The sequence below is a fragment of the Streptomyces sp. ITFR-21 genome, assembly GCF_031844685.1.
Lineage (GTDB): Bacteria > Actinomycetota > Actinomycetes > Streptomycetales > Streptomycetaceae > Actinacidiphila.
In genome coordinates this window covers 6,749,978-6,770,012 of the sequence record NZ_CP134605.1, presented here as the reverse complement: position 1 = coordinate 6,770,012, position 20,035 = coordinate 6,749,978, and the positions used below count along the sequence as shown (strand labels likewise).

The 20,035-nt window shown below is 72.9% G+C and carries 16 protein-coding genes and 3 pseudogenes; 11 read left to right on the top strand and 8 right to left on the bottom strand.

The annotated features are described in order from the left end of the window. Positions 1–50 precede the first annotated feature (50 nt). The 4 genes from RLT57_RS30245 (at position 51) to pntB (ending at position 5,181) form a co-directional block, all read left to right on the top strand. A complete protein-coding gene (locus RLT57_RS30245) occupies positions 51–848 on the top strand; it encodes a DUF3050 domain-containing protein (RefSeq protein ID WP_311300437.1) in 798 nt (265 codons plus the stop codon). Between the two features lie 269 nt (positions 849–1,117). Then, entirely contained in the window at positions 1,118–1,918 is an 801-nt protein-coding gene (locus tag RLT57_RS30240) for a DeoR/GlpR family DNA-binding transcription regulator (protein ID WP_311300436.1), read from the top strand. A gap of 240 nt (positions 1,919–2,158) precedes the next feature. Then, on the top strand, positions 2,159–3,697 hold the full coding sequence (locus RLT57_RS30235) for a Re/Si-specific NAD(P)(+) transhydrogenase subunit alpha (protein WP_311300435.1): 1,539 nt from the start codon (positions 2,159–2,161) through the stop codon (positions 3,695–3,697). 8 nt (positions 3,698–3,705) lie between these two features. Continuing rightward, positions 3,706–5,181 carry a Re/Si-specific NAD(P)(+) transhydrogenase subunit beta gene (gene pntB, locus RLT57_RS30230; protein WP_311300434.1) on the top strand — a complete coding sequence of 492 codons (1,476 nt, stop codon included), beginning with the start codon at positions 3,706–3,708 and terminating at the stop codon, positions 5,179–5,181. Positions 5,182–5,251: 70 nt separating this feature from the next. Here pntB and RLT57_RS30225 read toward each other — a convergent pair whose 3' ends face one another. Together RLT57_RS30225 and RLT57_RS30220 are read right to left on the bottom strand one after the other, a co-directional pair. Continuing rightward, a complete protein-coding gene (locus RLT57_RS30225; RefSeq protein ID WP_311300433.1) occupies positions 5,252–5,608 on the bottom strand; it encodes a winged helix-turn-helix transcriptional regulator in 357 nt (118 codons plus the stop codon). An 18-nt stretch (positions 5,609–5,626) separates the two neighbouring features. Then, on the bottom strand, positions 5,627–6,220 hold the full coding sequence (locus RLT57_RS30220) for an NADPH-dependent FMN reductase (RefSeq protein ID WP_311300919.1): 594 nt from the start codon (positions 6,218–6,220) through the stop codon (positions 5,627–5,629). Between the two features lie 368 nt (positions 6,221–6,588). On the opposite strand from RLT57_RS30220, the gene RLT57_RS30215 reads away from it, so the two are divergent. From RLT57_RS30215 to RLT57_RS30185, 7 genes are all read left to right on the top strand, one after another. Continuing rightward, a complete protein-coding gene (locus RLT57_RS30215) occupies positions 6,589–6,984 on the top strand; it encodes an amino acid--tRNA ligase-related protein (RefSeq protein WP_311300918.1) in 396 nt (131 codons plus the stop codon). A 495-nt stretch (positions 6,985–7,479) separates the two neighbouring features. After that, positions 7,480–8,100, top strand: coding sequence for a hypothetical protein (locus RLT57_RS30210; protein ID WP_311300432.1), 621 nt, complete (start codon positions 7,480–7,482; stop codon positions 8,098–8,100). 320 nt (positions 8,101–8,420) lie between these two features. After that, the gene (locus tag RLT57_RS30205; protein ID WP_311300431.1) at positions 8,421–8,813 is read left to right on the top strand and encodes a 4'-phosphopantetheinyl transferase family protein; all 393 of its coding nucleotides are present in this window, start codon (positions 8,421–8,423) and stop codon (positions 8,811–8,813) included. Positions 8,814–9,265: 452 nt separating this feature from the next. Beyond that, positions 9,266–10,240: a YhjD/YihY/BrkB family envelope integrity protein gene (locus RLT57_RS30200; protein WP_311300430.1), complete on the top strand. Its 975-nt coding sequence runs from the start codon at positions 9,266–9,268 to the stop codon at positions 10,238–10,240. Positions 10,241–10,450: 210 nt separating this feature from the next. Next, positions 10,451–10,684: a hypothetical protein gene (locus RLT57_RS30195; RefSeq protein WP_311300429.1), complete on the top strand. Its 234-nt coding sequence runs from the start codon at positions 10,451–10,453 to the stop codon at positions 10,682–10,684. Between the two features lie 224 nt (positions 10,685–10,908). Then, entirely contained in the window at positions 10,909–12,765 is a 1,857-nt protein-coding gene (locus tag RLT57_RS30190) for a coagulation factor 5/8 type domain-containing protein (RefSeq protein ID WP_311300428.1), read from the top strand. A gap of 207 nt (positions 12,766–12,972) precedes the next feature. Next, a complete protein-coding gene (locus tag RLT57_RS30185; RefSeq protein ID WP_311300917.1) occupies positions 12,973–13,782 on the top strand; it encodes an SAM-dependent methyltransferase in 810 nt (269 codons plus the stop codon). Positions 13,783–13,908: 126 nt separating this feature from the next. Here the strand turns inward: RLT57_RS30185 and RLT57_RS30180 are convergent, their stop codons facing one another. The 6 genes and pseudogenes from RLT57_RS30180 to kdpF all read right to left on the bottom strand — a co-directional run. After that, positions 13,909–14,811: a helix-turn-helix domain-containing protein gene (locus tag RLT57_RS30180; protein WP_311300427.1), complete on the bottom strand. Its 903-nt coding sequence runs from the start codon at positions 14,809–14,811 to the stop codon at positions 13,909–13,911. Positions 14,812–14,929: 118 nt separating this feature from the next. Beyond that, on the bottom strand, positions 14,930–15,166 hold the full coding sequence (locus RLT57_RS30175; protein ID WP_311300426.1) for a DUF397 domain-containing protein: 237 nt from the start codon (positions 15,164–15,166) through the stop codon (positions 14,930–14,932). A gap of 296 nt (positions 15,167–15,462) precedes the next feature. After that, on the bottom strand, positions 15,463–17,646 hold the full coding sequence (locus RLT57_RS30170) for an alpha-galactosidase (RefSeq protein ID WP_311300425.1): 2,184 nt from the start codon (positions 17,644–17,646) through the stop codon (positions 15,463–15,465). A 367-nt stretch (positions 17,647–18,013) separates the two neighbouring features. Continuing rightward, a pseudogene (locus RLT57_RS33635) lies at positions 18,014–18,142 on the bottom strand (potassium-transporting ATPase subunit C); the annotation flags it as partial. Positions 18,143–18,191: 49 nt separating this feature from the next. Further along, positions 18,192–19,826 (bottom strand): annotated as a pseudogene (gene kdpB / locus RLT57_RS30165) (potassium-transporting ATPase subunit KdpB). Between the two features lie 2 nt (positions 19,827–19,828). Next, a pseudogene (kdpF, locus tag RLT57_RS33630) lies at positions 19,829–19,885 on the bottom strand (K(+)-transporting ATPase subunit F); the annotation flags it as partial. Between the last annotated feature and the right edge of the window lie 150 nt (positions 19,886–20,035).

The window sequence follows — 20,035 nt, the reverse complement described above, 5'->3', positions numbered from 1 at the left end:
CCCTCACCCTCACCCTCACCCCTCTGCCCGATTCTGCGTCAGGAGTACCGATGAGCCCTGCCAACGACCGCTACCACTGGGACCGCTCGCATCCGGGGCTGACCTCGCTGCGGACCGCCGTCGACCCGGTACGGCGACAGGTCCTCGAACACGGCCTGTACCGCCGGCTCGACACGCTGGAGCAGGTGCGCGCCTTCCAGGAGAGCCATGTCTTCGCCGTCTGGGACTTCATGTCCCTGCTCAAGAGCCTCCAGCTCAAGCTGACCTGCGTGGCGCTGCCCTGGGTGCCCAGCGGCCCGACCGCCAGCCGCCGGCTGATCAACGAGATCGTACTGGTGGAGGAGAGCGACGAGCTGGGCGAGGGTTACACCAGCCACTTCGAGCTGTACCTGGACGGCATGGAGCGCACCGGGGCCGCGACCGGTCCGGTGCGGGCCTTCCTCGCCCTGCTCGGCGAGGGCACCGCGGTCGCCGAGGCCGCCAAGCGCGCCGAGATCCCGCAGTCCTCGGCCGACTTCATGGCGGTGACCTGGCGGATCATCGAGAACGCGCCCGTGCACTGCCAGGCCGCCGCCTTCGCCTTCGGCCGGGAGGACCTGATCCCGGAGATGTTCGAGCAGGTGGTGCGGATTCCCGACGAGGAGGGCCGGCTGGGGGTCTTCAAGGACTACCTGGCCCGGCACATCGAGGTCGACGGCGAGCAGCACACCCCGATGGCGATGCAGATGCTCATCGACCTGTGCGGAGACGACCCGGCCCGCTGGGAGCAGTGCGCGGCGACGGTACGCGAGGCGCTCCAGGCGAGGCTGGCGCTGTGGGACGCGATCTCGGTGGCGCTGCCGGCCTGAGGCCGGGTACCGGAGCGGGCCCGGGGGCGGCCGGCCTCCCCCGGCCGCCGCGCTCCGTACCGGTCGGTCCGCGCCGGACCTGCGGGGCGACCGGCGGCGGCCGGTGAGCCCGGCGCGGACCCCGGCCGGCGCACCGTGGGTCCGTCCGCCGGGGTCTGCGGCGGACCGCGGGCCCCGGTATCCGGGAGGGCCCCGCAGTACCTAGGATCGAGCAGCGTTCGGTACGGTCCGGCGCTTTCCCGGTTTCCGGTGATGAGGAGGCGGCGCCCGTGTCCCGCGATGCCCGGTGGTCCGCGCTGCTCGACCTGCTGGCCGGGCAGGGCCGGCTGGAGGTGGACGAGGCGGCCGTCGCGCTGAACGTGTCGGCCGCCACCATCCGCCGCGACCTGGACCGGCTCGCCGAACAGCGGGTGCTGACCAGGACCCGGGGCGGGGCGGTCGCCAACGGGGTGTCGTACGAGCTGCCGCTGCGCTACAAGACGGCCCGGCACGCCTCCCAGAAGCAGCGCATCGGGCAGGCGGTGGCCGCGCTGGTGGCGGTCGGCGACGTGGTGGGGCTGACCGGGGGCACGACCACGACGGAGGTGGCCAGGGCGCTGGCGCTGCGCGCGGACATCGCCGCCGAGGGAGCGGCCGGCAGCGACCGGCAGCCCGCCCTGACGGTGGTGACCAACGCGCTGAACATCGCCGGTGAACTGGTGGTCAGACCGCAGATCAAGATCGTGGTGACCGGCGGAGTCGTACGGTCCCAGTCGTACGAACTGACCGGCCCGCTGGCCCGCAGCGTGCTCCAGGAGGTCACTCTGGACCTCGCCGTGCTGGGTGTCGGCGCTCTCGACCCGGCGCTGGGCGCCTTCGCGCACGACGAGGACGAGGCCAGCGTCAACCGGATGCTCGCCGAGCAGGCGAGCCGGGTGGTCGTGGCCGCCGACTCCTCCAAGATCGGCAGGCGCGCGTTCGCCAAGGTGTGCGCGATCGGCCTGGTGGACGTGCTCGTCACCGACCAGGGCGTCTCCCCGGACACGGTAGCCCGGTTCGAGGACGCCGGCGTCACCGTCACGGCGGTCTGAGCCGCGGCGGCACCGCGGTGCCGCCGCCGCGCCCCGACCGGCAGCTCGGGGCCGGGATCGGCGGGTCGGGGGCCGGGACTCGGTAACGTGCGGATCGGTCGAGGCCGCGGGCGCGCGGGGACCGGTCCGCCGCGTCGAAGGCTTGTGCGGCGGGTCGGGGTCGTTCACTGTCTTCTGCGTGCCCGCACGCTGTCGACCGGTCCTGTTCCGTCTGCCCATTGTCAGGTGAGAAGGATAACGATGTCCGTTTCAGCTCCACAGCAGATCGGCGTCGCCGCCGAATCGGCGGCCGGGGAGACCCGGGTCGCGGCGACGCCGACCGGCGTCCGCCAGATCCTGGGCCTGGGCTACGAGGTGGTCGTGGAGTCGGGGGCCGGTACGGCCTCGGGTTTCACCGACGACGCCTATGTCCAGGCCGGTGCGCGGATCGGCGAGGCATGGCAGGCCGATGTCGTCCTGAAGGTGAACGCGCCCTCCCGCGAGGAGATCGGCCGGCTGCGGGAGGGCGCGACGCTGGTCGGGCTGATCGGCCCGGGGCTCGACCCCGAACTCCTCGACGACCTCGCGCGGCGGCCCATCACCGTACTGGCCATGGACGCGGTACCGCGGATCTCCCGGGCCCAGTCCCTGGACGTGCTCAGTTCGATGGCCAACATCGCCGGCTACCGGGCGGTGATCGAGGCCGCGCACGCCTTCGGCCGGTTCTTCACCGGGCAGGTCACCGCCGCGGGCAAGGTGCCGCCGGCGAAGGTGCTGGTGGCGGGCGCCGGTGTGGCGGGGCTCGCGGCGATCGGGGCGGCCAGCAGCCTGGGCGCGATCGTACGGGCCACCGATCCGCGGCCGGAGGTCGCCGACCAGGTACGGTCGCTGGGCGGGGAGTTCCTGGCCGTGGAGGTGCCGCAGGAGTCGGCCGGCGACGGCTACGCACGGGCCACCTCGGAGGCGTACGACCGCCGGGCCGCGGAGATCTACCGCGAGCAGGCGGTCGACGTCGACGTCGTGATCACCACGGCGCTGATCCCGGGCCGGCCCGCGCCCAAGCTGCTCACCGCCGAGGACGTGGCGGGCATGAAGCCCGGCAGCGTCATCGTGGACATGGCCGCGGCGCAGGGCGGCAACGTGGCGGGCACCGTCGCGGGCAAGGCGGTCGTCACCGGCAACGGGGTGACGATCATCGGCTACACCGACCTGGCGGGCCGGCTGCCCGCGCAGGCGTCGCAGCTGTACGGCAGCAACCTGGTCAACCTGCTGAAGCTGCTGACGCCGGGGAAGGACGGGCGGGTACGGCTGGACTTCGACGACGTGGTGCAGCGGTCGGTGACAGTGGTGCGGGACGGGGCGAAGACCTGGCCGCCACCGCCGGTCCAGGTGTCGGCCGCCCCGGCGGTCGCGCCGCCCGCCCCGGTCGCGCCGCCGGCGCCGAAGCGGCGGATGACGGCCCCGGTCCGGTTCTCCCTGATCGGCCTCGGCATGGTCGCGCTGTTCCTGCTGATCGCCTACTCCCCGGCCCAGCTGGCGGAGAACTTCACGGTGTTCACACTGGCCGTGGTGATCGGCTACTACGTCATCGGCAAGGTGCACCACGCGCTGCACACCCCGCTGATGTCGGTCACCAACGCGATCTCCGGAATCGTGGTCATCGGGGCGCTGCTGCAGATCGGGCACGACCCGGTCGTGGTGACCGTGCTGTCGTTCGTGGCGATCCTGTTGACCAGTGTCAACATCTTCGGAGGCTTCGCCGTCACCCGCCGCATGCTCGGCATGTTCTCGAAGGACTGAGGCCGCATATGAACGCCAGTACCGCATCCCAGTCCGCGGACGTCGTCGCCGCGCTGCTGTTCATCCTGAGCCTGGCCGGGCTCTCCCAGCACCGCACCTCGCGGGTCGGGGTGGTCTTCGGGGTCTGCGGGATGGCCCTGGCACTGGTCGCGACCGTCGTCTTCGCCTCCCGGGACATCTCCGGCGGCGCGGTGGGCCTCATCGCGGCCGCCATGGCGGCCGGCGCCGTGCTGGGCCTGTGGCGCGCCCGTGTGGTGGCGATGACCGGGATGCCCGAGCTCATCGCGGTCCTGCACAGCTTCGTCGGCCTGGCCGCCGTACTCGTCGGCTGGAACAGCTACTACGAGGTGGAGGCGCGCGGCTCGGCGCAGACCGCGGTGGCCGCGGATCTGCTGCGCATCCACCACGCCGAGGTGTTCATCGGCATCTTCATCGGCGCGGTCACCTTCACCGGCTCGCTGATCGCCTTCCTCAAGCTGTCGGCGCGGATCAAGTCCCGGCCGCTGATGCTGCCGGGCAAGAACGTCCTCAACCTGGGCGCACTGGCGGCCTTCGTCGGTCTGACCGTGTGGTTCGCGGTGCACCCGAGCCTGGGACTGGTCATCGCGATCACCGCGCTGGCGCTGCTGCTCGGCTGGCACCTGGTCGCCTCCATCGGCGGCGGGGACATGCCGGTGGTGGTCTCGATGCTCAACAGCTACTCGGGCTGGGCCGCCGCTGCCGCGGGCTTCCTGCTGGACAACAACCTGCTCATCGTCACCGGCGCGCTGGTCGGCTCCTCCGGCGCGTACCTGTCGTACATCATGTGCAAGGCGATGAACCGGTCGTTCATCTCGGTCATCGCCGGCGGCTTCGGCATCGAGGCCCCGGCGGGCGGTGACACCGAGCAGGGCGAGCACCGGGAGACCACCGCGGAGGAGACGGCCGCGCTGCTGGAGAGCGCCGGCTCGGTGATCATCACCCCCGGCTACGGCATGGCCGTCGCCCAGGCCCAGCACCCGGTGGCCGAGCTGACCCGGGCGCTGCGCGAGCGCGGGGTGGAGGTCCGCTTCGGGGTGCACCCGGTCGCCGGACGGCTGCCGGGACACATGAACGTGCTGCTGGCCGAGGCGAAGGTGCCCTACGACGTGGTGCTGGAGATGGACGAGATCAACGACGACTTCGCCCGTACGTCCGTGGTCCTGGTCATCGGCGCCAACGACACGGTGAACCCGGCGGCGATGGAGGACCCGGGCAGCCCGATCGCCGGGATGCCGGTGCTGCGGGTGTGGGAGGCGGAGCAGGTGGTCGTCTTCAAGCGGTCCATGGCCTCCGGGTACGCCGGGGTGCAGAATCCGCTGTTCTTCCGGGAGAACACCCGGATGCTCTTCGGTGACGCCAAGCAGAGCGTGGAGGGCATCCTGCGGGCGCTGACCCCGGCCTCCCCCGGGGCGGCCGACCCGGGCGCCCGGCCGCGTCCCGCCCCGGCGGCAGCGGCGGGCTGAGCCGTACCGGTGGCGGGACCCCGCCGGTGTCGGCGGCGGGGTCCCGGCCCTGCCGGCGGACGGCGGTCGCTCACGGCCCGGAGGGGTCCGCCGGAAGGGTGATCCAGCGGTGCGACCAGGCGATCACCGCGTCGAGTACCGGGCCCAGCTCCTCGCCCTTCCGGGTGAGGTGGTACTCGGGCTGCGCGGCCGAGCCGGTCCCGGCGGCGCGGCGTTCGAGGAGGCCGTGTGCCTCCAGGGTCCGCAGCCGCTGGGCCAGCATGGTGTCGCTGAGGCCGGGCACCGCGGCCCGTATGTGGGCGAAGCGGTGCTGACCGGTGAAGACCGCGCGCAGGATGGCGCCGGTCCAGCGGCCGCCGATCAGCTCGATGGCGGCGTGGAACCGCTCGCACACCTGGTGGACGCCCGCCCCGGACCCTTCGGACACCGTATGCCCCCGTCGTTTTCACACGTCCTGCGGCGCCTGGCCCGGAGCGGGCCGCAGCACGCGCAGCGTCGCCTCGATCCGTACCAGCTCGTCCAGCATGGACTTGGCGGCGGCGGTCATCACCTCGTTGGGGACCAGGCCGTCCTCGTCGTCGATGAACTGGTGGACGAACGGGATGGAGACCGCTTCGGTGACCGGCGTCATCTTCAGCGCGGTGACGACCTGCTTGATCATCTGCACCGCGCGGGTGCCGGCCGACACCCCGCCGTAGCTGACGAAGCCGACCGGCTTGTACCGCCACTCGTTGTGCAGGTAGTCGATCGCGTTCTTCAGCTCCGCGTTGAAGCCGTAGTTGTACTCCGGCATCACGAAGACGAAGGCGTCCACGGCGTCGACCCGGGCGCTCCAGTCGACGGTGTGCTGATGAGTGTAGCGGGCGAACCGGGGGTGGTTGGGCTCGTTCATGAACGGCAGGCCCACCTCGGCCAGGTCGATCAGCCCGACCTCGGCGAAGCCCGCGTGGGTGCGGGCCTCCCCCTCGAACCACTGGGCGATGGGCAGCCCCAGCCGACCGGGCCTGGTACTCGCCACGACGATCCCCAGCTTCGACATCATGTTCTCCTTAGCGAAAGGTCCACTAAGGATATCTTAGTGGTCTGCACCCGGGCCCCGGCCCGGGGCCCGGCCCGGCGATACGGCACCGCCCGGGTGCCCCGGCCCGCGGCACCCGGTGGAGTTCCACCAGGTGGACGTGGAGATGGCCGGCGCGAGCCGGCCCGAGGTGCAGGAGGTCGCGGCGGGCCTGCTGACCCGGGTGGTCGGCCACGTGTGGCGCGCCGTCCCGCACGTCCTGCGGGAACTCGGCCGGGACGAATTGGACTTCGCGGAGCTGCTGACGGGGAAGTACGACGAGCTCAGCCACGAGGAGGCGGTCGCCCGGCTGGCCCGCCAGGGGACACGGGCAGAGCCCCGACGCCGAGATCGACTGGGCGGGCGAGAAGCTGCTCTCGCTGGAGGCCGACCGCCCGTTCTTCATCAACGACTACCCGAAGGGCTTACGCGGCTTCTGCGACCGGGAGGATCCCGAACGCCCCGGGGTGCTGCGGAACTTCGACCTGATCGCACACGGCGGCTTCGGTGAGCTGGTCAGCGGCAGCGAACGCGAGGCGGACTACGCCACCATCGACACCCGGATGCGGGAGAGCGGTGCGAGCCCGGCGAAGTACGCCTGGTACCCGGATCTGGCCCGCGAGGGCATCCCGTCCAGCGCCGGCTTCGGCATGGGGGTGCAGCGGCTGGTCCGCTTCCTCACCGGACTCGACGCCCTGTGGCAGGTCAGCGCCTGCCCGAAGCTCCCCGGGGTGGTGGCACCGTGAGCGCGCTGCGGGCGGCCGGCTTCCCCGAGCAGGCGGAACGGGCCCGGCGCGGAACAGCCGAGGCGTTCCCGCCGGCCGGCGCCTACGGCGCCGAGCTGTTCGGCGCGGACCCGTACCGCGAGGGCGGCCACGCGCCGCTTCCCGGCGACGAGTTGGACCTGGCGCGGCTGGCGCCGCCGGTGTTCGTGCCGCGGCGGCTGGAGAAGCTGATCGAACTGGGCCGCGAGCCGCTCTACGACGATGTGGACCTGCGGACCACGGTCGGCGGCTTCGCCAGTGAACTGCCGCTCTACCTCATCGCGTTCGGCTCCACCCGGGCGGGCAGCGCGACCTCGGGGTGGCCGCGAGCCGGCGGGCGGCACGACTGGGCATCCCGATGGTCATCGGCGAGAACATGGTCCCGGTGCACGGCCACCGGCGCGGGGCGACGCGGGCGGAACCCGCTCCGCGCTGCTGGCCAGGATCGCCGCGTACGCCGGAGAAGTCGCCGACGGCGTGGGCGGGGTGGTCGTCCAGCAGTCCACCGAGGACGCCGACCCCGAGGTCTGGAACCTCGTCCACAGCGACCCGGGCAGCCGCCCGCTGCTGGAGTCCGGCCGGCCCGGCTTCGCGCTGAAGACAGGGCAGGGCGCGAAGCCGGGGCTCGGCGGGATGACGGTGGTCGGCGCGGCCGAAGCGGCGCGGCTGGCCGGGCGGTCCGCGGTCCGCGACGTGCTGGGCGACGGCGATACCGACACCGACGGGACCGGCGGCGGGACCGGCTTCCGGCTGCGCTCCGCCAGCCACGGCACCTTCACCGAGGAGATCGTCCGGCAGCAACCGCGCTTCCTGCGGAACGACTTCCCCCGGGTACGGACGTGGGTGAAGTTCCACCCCGGCCGTGACGTCGCCGAGGCCGCGGCGGCCCGCCCCGCCCCCCACGGCCGCACGGCCCGCCACCGCTCGGCAGACCACCATCCAGACCACCGTGCAGCCCGCCACCGCACACCCGGCCCCCCGGGGCCCCCGCACCCGCCGACGTCCGCGAACCCCTCCCCGCATCCGTGTGAGGCAGCCATGAGGCATCCGCTGTTCCCGACCCCCGCCCGTCCCGCCCCCGGCCGGTTCCCCGCCTGACGGGCTGCTGATACCGACCTCGCTCGGCACCCCGTACGCGGCGGCGGTGCCCACGTCGGCGCTGACCGACGCGCCCGAGGTGTGGCTGGTCGACGCCACCGCGCACCGGGCGCACGCCGCACGGCACGCGCCGGCCGTGCTGGACGAACAGGAGCTGGCCCGCGCTGCGGAGTTCCTGTACGGGACCGACCGCGACGCGCACGTGTGCGCCCATGTGGGACCGCGCCGGCTGCTCGGGGCGTACCTCGGGCTGTCGCCGCGCGAGGTGTCCGTGGAGCGGGCACCGTGCATGCGACTGCGGCGGCCCGCACGGCCGTCCGGTGGTCCCGGGCGACGCGCTGCGCTTCTCGCTGTCACACTGCGCCGATCTGAGCCTGCTGGCCTTCGCCACCGCACCGGTCGGGGTGGACGTGGAGGCGGTCCCGGCGGCGCGTACGGTGGCCGAGACCGCCCACGTACTGCACCCCCGGGAGGCGGCCGGGCTGGCCCTGCCCGCCCCGGCCGAGCGCACGCCGGCGTTCACCAGGGTCTGGACCCGCAAGGAGGCGTACCTCAAGGGCCGCGGCGTCGGTCTGTCCGCCGACCCGGCGGCGGACTACGTCGGCTCGGGTCCGACCGCGGTCCCGCCGGCCGACTGGTCGCTGACCGACGTGCTGGTCCCGCCGGGGCACCGCGCCGCCGTCGCGTTCCACGTCCCCGGGCCGCGGCCCTGAGGAGCGCGACACGCCGCCCCACGGCCGCCGGTGCGCGGCACCGACGTCCCGCCCACCCGCGGGACGTCGAGGAGCTGTCGTGTGGATCCGCGGAGGCGGAGCGGGGTCCGGCGCGTGCGGCTGCGAGGCCGAGGAGGGAGGTGACGCGTCGCCGACCGGCCGGAACGCGGCAGACGTGCCGGCCGGGCCCCGCTACACCGCTCAGATCCACACGGCAGCCCCTGGAACCGCGCAGGCCCGGCGAACCGGGACCCGGCGGGAACCGCCACGGACGCCCCGCCGCCCGCCGCCGCACGGCCTCCGAGGCCGGCGGCACCCGGGCCCCGGCACCCCGGCCCCCGGCACCGACCACGGGCCCGCGCCCGCGCCCCGCCCCGCCCCGGGATCCGGTCCCGGGCCCGGATCACCCGCGGACTCGGACGTCCACCCACAAAAGCAACACAGCACGCATAATGCGTTCACCGGGTCCCGTACGCCGCCGCCCCGTCCTGGAGGTCGCCATGGCCGCCGCGCCGTCCGGCTCCGGCTCCGGGCCGTCGCCGCCGGTCACGCCCCGGGGGCGGCTCGGCCGCCGGCAGGCCGCGCTGCGGCGCGCGGCCGAGCGCCGCTTCCCGGTGATCACCGCGCTCACCGCCCGGCTGCTCACGGTGAACCTGCTGGACGCCGCCACCCGGCTGGCCGCCCAGCTGTTCCTGACCGCCGTCCCGCTGATGTTCGTCGCCGCCGCGCTCACCCCCGAGGACGTACGCGACCAGTTGGTGGACTCCGCGCGGGACCTCTTCGGGCTCTCCGGCGCCTCCGAGGAGCAGTTGCGGCAGCTCTTCGCGAGCGGCCACGCCGCAGCGGACACCGACACCGACACCGCCCGCCAGACCACCGGCGCGATCGGTTCGCTGGCGGTGCTGCTCTCGGCGACCGCCGCCAGCCGGGCGATGACCCGGGTCTGCGAGCGGGCCTGGCGGCTGCCCAGGGGGGACGCCAGGCCGGCCGTCTGGCGCTGGTTCGTGTGGATCGTGGCCTGGCTGGCCGTCCTGGTCCTGCAGGGTCCGCTCCGCAACGGCTTCGGCCTCGGCCTGCCGCTCGGCCTGCCGCTGCTCCTGCTCGTCGACACCGCCGTGTGGTGGTGGACCCAGCACTTCCTGCTCGGCGGACGCATGCGCTGGCGCCCCCTGCTCCCCGGCGCCGTCCTGACCGCGGTCGCGATGGCCGCGCTCGCCGTCACCGCCCGCGTCTACATGCCGACCGCCCTCAACCGCAGCGTCGCCGCCTACGGGCCGCTCGGCACGGTCTTCACCCTGCTCTCCTGGCTGATCGCGGTCTGCGCGGCCATCACCTTCACCCTCACCGCCGGCGCTGTGCTCGCGGAGGGGCCCGCACGGGCTCCCTTCCGCGATCGCGCGCGCCGCGTCCGGTCCCGTGACCGCTGACGAGCCGCGGACTCCCCGCCGACACCCGGCCGGCAGGGCGTTGGACCGCCCCGCCGCCGGGTTACGACCGGTCACGGCCGCCCCCGCTCGTCCGCGACCCGCGGAAACCACCCGCCGCTCCACCGATCGGGACCCCCGCTGACCCGCTCCGCTGATCCCGTGCGATCCGCTTATCGCACAAGTGTTCGAACATGTGCCAGAATCCCTCCCATGCCCCACCACGCCTTCCCCGACGACCTCGTCCAGGCGCAGCGCGACTGGTACACCACCTACCGCGAGCTGGCCGTATGCGGCCCCACGGGCACCCGGACCACGGTGCTGCGCCGCCGCCTCGTCCGGCTGTCCGTACGGATCACCGCCCATCCGTTCTGGACGACCCTGCCCGGCACCGCACCGGCCGCCCGGATGGCGCTCAAGGAGATGGCGTGGACCGAGGGGCCGTGAACCGCAGCCCGGCCACCCGTTCGACGGCGTCCCACACGGCTCAGCTGCACCTGGAGCCACCCATGCCGCGACTTGATGAGAGCGCTCTCTCCATGCCTTGACAGCCGGGCCCCCGACCTCCAGGGTACGTCTGCGAGAGAGCGCTCTCAGTGTTCGTTCTCCCTCCAACGGGCCATGCGTCGTCGGGCCGCAATGGCCATCCGTGTAAAGGTGGGTCGTACCTCATGTCCTCATTCCGGGCCGCAGACACCGAAACCCCAGAACCCCAGCGCAGACCCGAGCCCAAGCCGGCGGCCGGGACCGGGCTGAGCCGCCGCTCGTTCGTCACCGCGGCGGCGCTCGCCACCGCGGCGCCGGTGGCCGGCGCCACCACCGCCTCCGCGCACGGCTCCGGCCGGCACGGGCACCCGCGGCCGCCCGCCGAGCCGGACTTCGGTCCGAACGTGCGGATCTTCGGTCCTGACACGCCGACCGCCGACATCCAGGCCGCGCTGGACGCCGCCGCGCTGGAGCAGGTCCCCGCGGAGTTCGGCACCGGCCGCTACGCCTTCTTCTTCAAGCCCGGCACGTACGACGTGGACGCGCAGCTCGGCTACTACACCTCGGTGGCGGGCCTGGGGCTGCACCCCGACGACGTGACGATCAACGGCGCGGTGCGGGTCGAGGGCCAGGACCAGCCCGGCGGCGGGGACAGCGCGCTGACCAACTTCTGGCGGTCGGCGGAGAACCTCGCGGTGGTGCCCACCGGCGGCGTCAACTGGTGGGCGGTCTCGCAGGCGGCGCCGCTGCGCCGGGTGCACATCCGCGGCCAGCTCTTCCTCTTCCCCCGCAAGGGCGGCTACTCCAGCGGCGGTTACATCGCCGACTCGGTGGTGGACGAACAGGCGCTCAACGCCTCGCAGCAGCAGTGGCTGACCCGGGACAGCACCGTCGGCAGCTGGTCCAACGGCGTGTGGAACCAGGTCTTCGCGGGTGTCGAGGGGGCGCCCGCGCAGTCCTTCCCGAGCCCGCCGTACACCACGCTGCCGACCAGCCCGCTGAGCCGGGAGAAGCCGTTCCTGTACGTGGACGGGCACGGCGGCTACCGGGTGTTCCTGCCGGCCCTCCGGCACGACGGGGTGGGCACGACATGGAAGGGCGGGGCGACGCCGGGCTCGTCGGTGCCGATCGACCGGTTCTTCGTCGCCAAGCCGGGCGACTCGGTACGCACCATCAACAAGGCGCTGTCGCAGGGCAAGCACCTGCTGCTGACGCCGGGCATCTACAAGCTGACCGACACCATCAAGGTCAAGTGGGCCGGTACGGTGGTGCTCGGCCTCGGCTACGCGACGCTGACGCCGGTGCACGGCACGGTGCCGCTGACGGTGGACGACAGCCGGGGTGTGCGGATCGCCGGTCTGCTGTTCGACGCGGGCCCGGTCAACTCCCGGGTGCTGCTGGAGATCGGCGGCAGGCGCGGCGGCCGCACCGACCCGCGCGACCCGGCGTCGGTGCAGGACGTGTTCTTCCGGATCGGCGGCGCGGGCGCGGGCAAGGCGACCACGGCGCTGATCGTCAACAGCGACAACGTGCTGCTCGACCACATCTGGGCCTGGCGCGCCGACCACGGCGCGGGGGTGGGCTGGACGGTCAACACCTCGGAGACCGGGGTGGTCGTCAACGGTGACAACGTGCTGGCCACCGGCCTGTTCGTGGAGCACTTCCAGAAGTACAACGTGATCTGGAACGGTGACAAGGGCCGTACGATCATGTTCCAGAACGAGCTGCCGTACGACCCGCCGAACCAGGCCGCCTACCGCCACCACGGGGTGAACGGCTACGCCGCCTACAAGGTCGCCGACTCGGTGAAGCACCACGAGGGCTGGGGGCTGGGCTCGTACTGCTTCTTCAACGTGGACCCGACGATCCACAACGCGCACGGCTTCGAGGCGCCGGTGCGCCCCGGGGTGAAGTTCCACGACCTGCTGACGGTGTCCCTGAACGGGGACGGCGTGATCGACCATGTGATCAACGACTTCGGCGATGCGGCTCAGGGCACCGCCACGGTACCGGTGAACGTGGTGAGTTACCCGGAAGGTTGATCCCTGGTGCCCGGGGTGCGGGGGCTGTCGCCGGTCGGTCCGGCGCCGGCCCCCGCGCGCCGCGGCGGGCCCGCGCGCCGAGGGTCCCGCGGTGTTCCGGCCGTGCCCCGGGGCCCGCCTCGACCAGGGCATGATCGCTCCCTAGGATGAGGGCTCAACTCCTGCAATTGCAGGGTTACTCAGAGTCGAAACATCATGAGGGGCTCCATGGAACAGGACGCGCCGCTGAGCGACAAGATCGACGTGACGGTGCCGAGCGTGGCCCGCATGTACGACTACCTCCTGGACGGGAAGGACAACTACCCGGCCGACCGGGAGGCCACCGAGCAGTTACTCCGGCAGGTGCCGAGCATGAAGGTGCTCGCCCTGAACAACCGGGACTTCCTGCGCCGGGTGGTGCGGGTGCTCGCCAGGGACTACGGCATCAAGCAGTTCGTGGACCACGGTTCAGGTCTGCCGTCCGTGGACAACGTCCACGAGATCGCCCAGGCCGTCCACCCGGACGCGCGGGTGGTCTACAGCGATGTCGACCCGATAGTCCTGGCCCACGGGCGGGCCCTGCTGGAGCAGAACGAGAACACCGCGGTTCTGCAGGCCGACTTCCGGGATGTCGAGAGCATCTGGGAGAGCGACGAGGTCAAGCGGCTGATCAGCTTCGACGAGCCGATCGCCGCGCTCTTCGTCTCGGTGCTGCACTGCATCAAGGACAGCGACGACCCGGCCGGCGTGGTCCGCCGGGTACGCGAGAAGCTGCCGCCGGGCAGCTGTCTGGTGGTGTGCCAGCTGGTCAGCGAGGACCCCGAGACCCGGCGCTTCGTCACCGACTTCATGGACCGGTCCACCGGCGGCAACTGGGGCGAGGTACGCACCCCGGACGCGGTGCACGGCTATCTCAAGGGCCTGGAGATCCTGGAGCCGGGCCTGGTGGAGGTCTCCACCTGGCGGGCCGACAACGATCTGGCCCCCCGGCAGCCCAGTCGGGAGTGGATCGAGTACGGCGGCGTCGCCCGCCTGTGACCTGACCCGCGCGCCGGCCCCGGGAGCTGTCGGTGCCCGTCAACCGCCGCCGTCCGAGCGGCGGTTGACCGGACCGGCCGGCCCGGCCGGGCGTCTGTCCCGGGGGCCGCGGCGGGGCCTGCCCTGTCACGCGTAGCGGCGCAGGGCCTCTTCGAGCATGGCCCGGCTGGCGGCCGGAGTCGCGGCCAGCGCGCTCAGCTCGTCGAGCGCGGCGCGGTAGCGGTCCAGGTCCTCCAGCCGGTCCAGGTAGACCGCGCTCGTCATGTGCTCCAGGTACACCACGTCGGGCAGGAAGCCCTGGGCAAACCGCAGATAGGTGACGGAGGCGCCCGGGGTGGCCGCCGCGCTGGCCGCGTACGAGGCGATCTGCAGCCGCACCCCGGGCTGCCGGAGCACGTCGAGCAGATACGTCAACTGGTCGCGCATCACCTGCGGTCCGCCGACCGGCCGGTGCAGTACTCCTTCGTCGATCAGCGCCCACAGCACCGGGGCGCCCGGCTCCCACATCCGGCGCTGCCGCTCCATCCGTAAGTCGACCCGGCGCCGCACCTCCTCCGGCGGGGCGAGCCGGTGGCCGCTGAGCACGACGGACTCGGCGTAGGCACGCGTCTGCAGCAGACCCGGGACGAACTGCGTCTCGTAGGTGCGGATCACGTGGGCGTCCCGCTCCAGTCCGATGAGCTGCTGCAGCCAGTCCGGGACGACTTCACCGTAGGGCTGCCACCAGTCGGGCTGCGCGGACCGCTGCGCCAGGACCGCGATCTCGGCCCGCTCCTTCTGCCCGACGCCGTACAGGCTCAGCAGGTCCTCGACGTCCCGGGTCTTCAGCGAGACGTGGGCGGTCTCCATCCGGCTGATCTTGGAGGCGTGCGCTCTGATGTGCCCGCCGGCGACCGCCGGGGTCAGGCCTCTGCTCTCGCGGAGCGACCGCAGATAGGTGCCGAGCACCCGCGCCATGGCCTTGGCGCCCATGTCGGGGCGTCGTTCGAGCAGTTGTATGGGTGAGACGGGCTGCGGCAAGGCGGGCATGCGGGCTCCCATGCGATATCCGGACAGGCCAGTATTGCATTGGGGAGCCCGCTGCCATGGTCCGGCAGCGTTGCTTATCGGCCGATTTCAGGCCGTGACCGGACGTGGCACCGCCCGGTCAGCCGGTGAAGGCGTCGAAGTCGCCGTCCTTCGCGCCCTCGACGAAGGCGGTCAGCTCCGCACGTGTGTAGACCAGGGCGGGGCCACCGGGGTGGCGCGAGTTGCGTATCGCGACCGAGCCGTCGGGCAGCATGGCCACCTCCACGCAGTTGCCGCTCTGGTTGCTGCGCCCGCTCTTGGTCCACCGGACTCCGGTGATGGAGTCGGCCTGCACGCCGTTGTCGAACTGCTGCACCGAGTATCACTCCTTCGTTGGTTTGACGTCCCCCGAGCATCTGGGGTCGCTTCCACATCAGAAGCAACCCCAGACACAGAGATACCCGTTGTGCACTTGCGAATGCAATTCCCGATGCAATTGCATACCCCCGTTGGCACAATCAGGCTACCGGCGCCGTCCGGGTGATCTCCGCGCATGGACCCATCTTCACTCGTAGGAGTGAATGCGAGGTCGCCTGCGGCGCGCCGACGTGCGTCGCGGGCAGGGGTGGTTGCTCCCGGCCCGCGACGCCGCGCGGATCCGAACGGCGGGCCCTAGCCCGCCCTGCGGACCTCGATCAGCAGGGCCTGCTCGGGGTTGAGGGTCGGCATCGGCAGTCCGGCCACCGCCACCACGGCGCCCGGCAGCGCCACCCAGCCGTCCAGGGCCGCGGTGAGCCAGGCCGGGCCGCTGGTCTGGTGCCAGGACGGCAGGCCGATGTCGGTACGGACCCGGACCTGGTAGCGGGCGTCCGGCGCGAGGCCGGGCAGCAGGACCCGGCCCCACTGGCCCTCGGGCGAGGTGGCCACGCGGGCCCAGCAGTAGAGGGCGGAGCCGCCGTCCCGGGCGACGACGCCGTGCAGCAGCACGGCGTCGTCGCCGAGGTCGGCGCGCACGGTACGGCCGGTGTGCAGCAGCGGCCGCAACTCCCGGTACAGGGCGGTCCAGGCGGTGAGCCGGGACAGTTCCGCGGGTGTGCAGCCGGTGATGTCCTGCTCGATGCCGGCGTGGCCGAACAGCGCGGTGGCCAGCCGGAAGGTGTCGGCGCTGACCCGGGCGGTGGTGTGGCTGGTGGCGGCTCCCACATGGCAGCCGATCAGCTCGGGCGGCAGCAGCTGGGCGGTCCAGCGCTGGATGGACTGCCGCTCGGCCGGATCGTTGCAGTCCGAGGCCCACACCCGGTCGGTCCTGGCCAGGATGCCGAGGTCGATCCGGCCGCCGCCGCTGGCGCAGCTCTCGATCTCCAGGTCCGGGTGCCGTTCCTTGAGCGCGTCCAGCAGCCGGTAGAGCGCCAGCACCTGGGCGCGTGCGGTGGGCCGGTCGCCGGGGCCGTGCACGGCCTCGTGCACCTCCCGGTTGTGGTCCCACTTGAGGTAGCCGATGCCGTACTTGGTGACCAGCGCCTCCAGCGACCGGTCCAGGTACTCCCACGCCTCCGGGTTGGCGAGATCCAGTACGTACTGGTGGCGGGCGGCGGGGCCGAGGCCGCGGACCGGGCCGAGCACCCAGTCGGGGTGTTCGCGGGCCAGGTCGGAGTCGAGGTTGACCATCTCGGGCTCGACCCACAGGCCGAACTCCATGCCGAGCGCGTGCACCCGGTCGACCAGCGGGGTCAGCCCGTCCGGCCAGACCACCGGGTCCACCGTCCAGTCGCCGAGCCCCGCGTGGTCCGAACGCCGGCCGCTGAACCAGCCGTCGTCCAGCACGAACCGCTCGACGCCGACCTCGGCGGCGCGGTCGGCGAGCCGCAGCAACCGGTCCAGGTCGTGGTCGAAGTACACCGCCTCCCAGCTGTTCAGGATCACCGGCCGCGGGCCGCGCGGGTGGGCGGGGCGGGACCGCAGCAGGGTGTGGAAGCGGTCGGCGAGGCCGTCGAGGCCGTCGCCGGACCAGGCGAAGTGGCAGACCGGTGCCCGGTAGGTCTCGCCGGGGGCGAGCCGGACCTCGCCGGCCCGCAGCAGTTCGCCGCCGCCGAGCACGGCCGCATGGCTGCCGGCGCCTTCCGGGTGCCGCTCGACGAGATAGCGCTGGTCGCCACTCCAGGCGATGTGCACCGCCCACACCTCGCCGCCGCGGAAGCCGAAGCCGGGCACGCCGACGGTCACCAGGTAGGGCGAGTCGAGGCCCGGCTTCCCGCGCCGCAGCTCGCGGGTGTGGGTGCCGTAGCCGAGCGGGCGCCGCTGCGGGGAGCGTTCCCGGCTCCACTTGCCGGTGAAGTCGAGCAGTTCGCTCGCCCGGCGCGGCAGCGGCAGCAAGGTGGTGACCTGGGCGAGGTCGTACGGCGCGGGGTCCGCCGCGGCGTGCCGGGTGATGCCGGTGGCGACGGCCAGCACACCGGAGGGGTCCAGGGTGTAGCGGACGGTGAAGTCCAGTCCCGCGGTGTCGTCGGTCAGCTCGACGGTCAGCTCGCCGCCCCCGGCCGGCTCCTGGTGGACGGCGGTGGCGCGGGTGGTGAGCCGGGGGGCCGCGGCGCCGCCCGCCAGGTGGCCGGCGTGACCGGGCACGCCGGACCAGCCGTCGGCCTCGGTGGGCCAGACGGTGAACCGGCGGGGGACGTCGAGGGAGTTGTTGAGGACGGCGGCGTCGGCGGTCAGGCCGAGCGCGGCGGTGTCCGTGTCGGACAGGTCGCCGAGATCGGCGCCCCAGTGCAGGACTCTGGGCACCGGCTCGCTGAGTTCCATCACGAAGCAGGTGCCTGCCGCGCGCAGGGAGACGATCCGCGCGGTGCTGTCGGGCATACCGAGTCCTTTCCGTGCGTCCACCGCGGTGGACAGGTCCGGCAAGCCGGGTCGGTCGGCCAAGTGGCCTGCGGCCGGGCCCGGTTGCGGTCAGTGGTGGTGCGGTGCGCTGGCGGCCGGCGGTGCGCCGCCGGCCGTGATCATTCTCCCGCGATCGGCCGCTCTCCAGCGAGGACTTCGTCTTTGCTCCGGTATGTCCGCGAAGCCGCCGACGGGTCCCCGGCCGCCGGAACGGCCTCGGAACGCGGCGCGGCCCGGGTCCGCCGGGACCCGGGCCGCGCCGCGCGGCGAACCCGTGGTCAGGACGGCTTCGCCGGACTCGCGGGTTCGCCGGTGCGTCAGTGCGCCACCCGCCGTTCTGCCCCACCTCGCAACCGTCGGCGTTGTGGCCGAACGTCACCCGGGCCACGCCGGTGACGGCGAGCGGGTAGATCAGCCCGCAGACCACCGTCATCAGCAGCAGGACGCGCAGCGGCGACAGGTGCCCGCGGATCACGGTCGGGAGGTTGTTCACGGCGTGCACCTCCTTTCTCGAAGTCCGCCGGTCAGCTCGGTCCGGGAACGGACTGGACGATCAGGTCGACGGCCTTGAGGCCGGCGAAGGGCAGTACCAGGCCGCCGATGGCGTACACCCGGATGTTGCGGTTGAGCAGCTGCGCGGCCGAGGACGGCCGGTAGCGCACCCCGCGCAGCGCGAGCGGGACCAGCGTTACGATGATCAGCGCGTCGAAGATGATCGCGGAGGAGACGGCCGAGGTCGGGCTGTGCAGCTTCATGACGTTGAGCCGGTCCAGGCCCGGGTAGGCCACGGTGAACATCGCCGGGGTGATCGCGAAGTACTTCGCCACGTCGTTGGCGATCGAGAAGGTGGTCAGGGCGCCCCGGGTGATGAGGAGCTGCTTGCCGATCTCCACGATCTCGATCAGCTTGGTGGGATTGGAGTCCGGGTCCGCCATGTTCCCGGCCTCCTTGGCTGCCGAGATACCGGTGTTCATGGCCACGCCGACGTCGGCCTGGGCCAGCGCGGGCGCGTCGTTGGTGCCGTCGCCGGTCATCGCGACCAGCTTGCCGCCGGCCTGTTCGCGCTTGATCAGCGCCATCGTGTCCTCGTGCCCTCGGGCGTGGCCTCGGCGAGGAAGTCGTCCACGCCCGCCTCGCCCGCGATGGCCTTGGCGGTCATCGGGTTGTCGCCGGTGATCATCACGGTCCTGATGCCCGTCCGGCGCAGCTCGTCGAAGCGCTCCCGCATCCCGGGCTTGACGACGTCCTTGAGGTTGATCACACCGAGCACCGTGGCAGTGGACCGGCCGTCCGGGTGACGACCCCGCCGACCACCAGCGGGGTGCCGCCGCCGGAGGCGACGCCGTCGACGAGCGGGCCGACCTCCTCGGTCGGGTGGCCGCCGTTCTCCCGGATCCAGTGCGTGACCAGGGTCGCGGCGCCCTTGCGCAGCGCGCGGTGCCCGCCTCCGTCCACCAGGTCGACGCCGCTCATCCGGGTCTGCGCGGTGAAGGGCACGAACCCGGCCCGGCCGAGTTCGCCGTCGGCCCGGCCGCGCGGACCGTACCGCTCCTTGGCGAGGACCACGACAGAGCGGCCCTCCGGGGTCCCGTCCGACAGCGGGGACAGCCGCGCCGCGTCGGCCAGCGCCTCGACACCGATCCCGCCGACCGGCAGGACCCGGCGGCCTGCCGGTTGCCGAGGGTGATGGTGCCGGTCTTGTCCAGCAGCGGGGTGCTGACGTCGCCGGCCGCCGCGACGGCCCGGCCGGACATCGCCAGCACGTTGCGCTGCACCAGCCGGTCCATGCCGGCGATGCCGATCGCCGACAGCGGCGCGCCGATCGTGGTCGGGACCAGCGCCACCACCAGGGCCACCAGCACCACGATGGACTGCTCGGCGCCCGCGTAGATCGCCATCGGCTGGAGGGTGACCACGGCCAGCAGGAAGACGACGGTCAGCGAGGCCAGCAGGACGTTGAGCACGCTGCGCAGGTAGACCGGCCAGCGCTGGTCGGCGTCGCCGTCGACGCCGCCGAGCCGGTAGATCCCGCGCTCGACGGCCAGGGGGCGGGCGGTGGTGAGGGCGCGGGCCGTGTAGTCGCCCAGCGGGCGGCACCTGAGCGCCAGCGCCCCCAGGAGGGCGAGGATCTGGAGCCGGCCCGCGAGAGTGTCGTCCACTGGAACTTCTCCGGGTGGATCAGGGCCACTACGAGGTATCCGAGCAGGCAGCCGGACACGACGGGTCCGACGACGTTCTCCGCGCTCACAGCTTCTCGACCCCCTTGGCCACAAGGGCGAGCACGGCGGACACCGCGATCGTCACAACGATGAGAACCAGATCGGACACGGGCGGATCCCCGGACCGTCAGGTGGGCGGGTGTGCAGGT

Bases quoted from the DNA above. Each gene is read 5' to 3' on its own strand.
- RLT57_RS30245 (WP_311300437.1), top strand. From the start codon at position 51: ATGAGCCCTGCCAACGACCGCTACCACTGGGACCGCTCGCATCCGGGG.
- RLT57_RS30235 (WP_311300435.1), top strand. From the start codon at position 2,159: ATGTCCGTTTCAGCTCCACAGCAGATCGGCGTCGCCGCCGAATCGGCG.
- pntB (WP_311300434.1), top strand. From the start codon at position 3,706: ATGAACGCCAGTACCGCATCCCAGTCCGCGGACGTCGTCGCCGCGCTG.
- RLT57_RS30220 (WP_311300919.1), bottom strand. From the start codon at position 6,220: ATGTCGAAGCTGGGGATCGTCGTGGCGAGTACCAGGCCCGGTCGGCTG.
- RLT57_RS30200 (WP_311300430.1), top strand. From the start codon at position 9,266: ATGCGTTCACCGGGTCCCGTACGCCGCCGCCCCGTCCTGGAGGTCGCC.
- RLT57_RS30195 (WP_311300429.1), top strand. From the start codon at position 10,451: ATGCCCCACCACGCCTTCCCCGACGACCTCGTCCAGGCGCAGCGCGAC.
- RLT57_RS30190 (WP_311300428.1), top strand. From the start codon at position 10,909: ATGTCCTCATTCCGGGCCGCAGACACCGAAACCCCAGAACCCCAGCGC.
- RLT57_RS30185 (WP_311300917.1), top strand. From the start codon at position 12,973: ATGGAACAGGACGCGCCGCTGAGCGACAAGATCGACGTGACGGTGCCG.
- RLT57_RS30180 (WP_311300427.1), bottom strand. From the start codon at position 14,811: ATGCCCGCCTTGCCGCAGCCCGTCTCACCCATACAACTGCTCGAACGA.
- RLT57_RS30170 (WP_311300425.1), bottom strand. From the start codon at position 17,646: ATGCCCGACAGCACCGCGCGGATCGTCTCCCTGCGCGCGGCAGGCACC.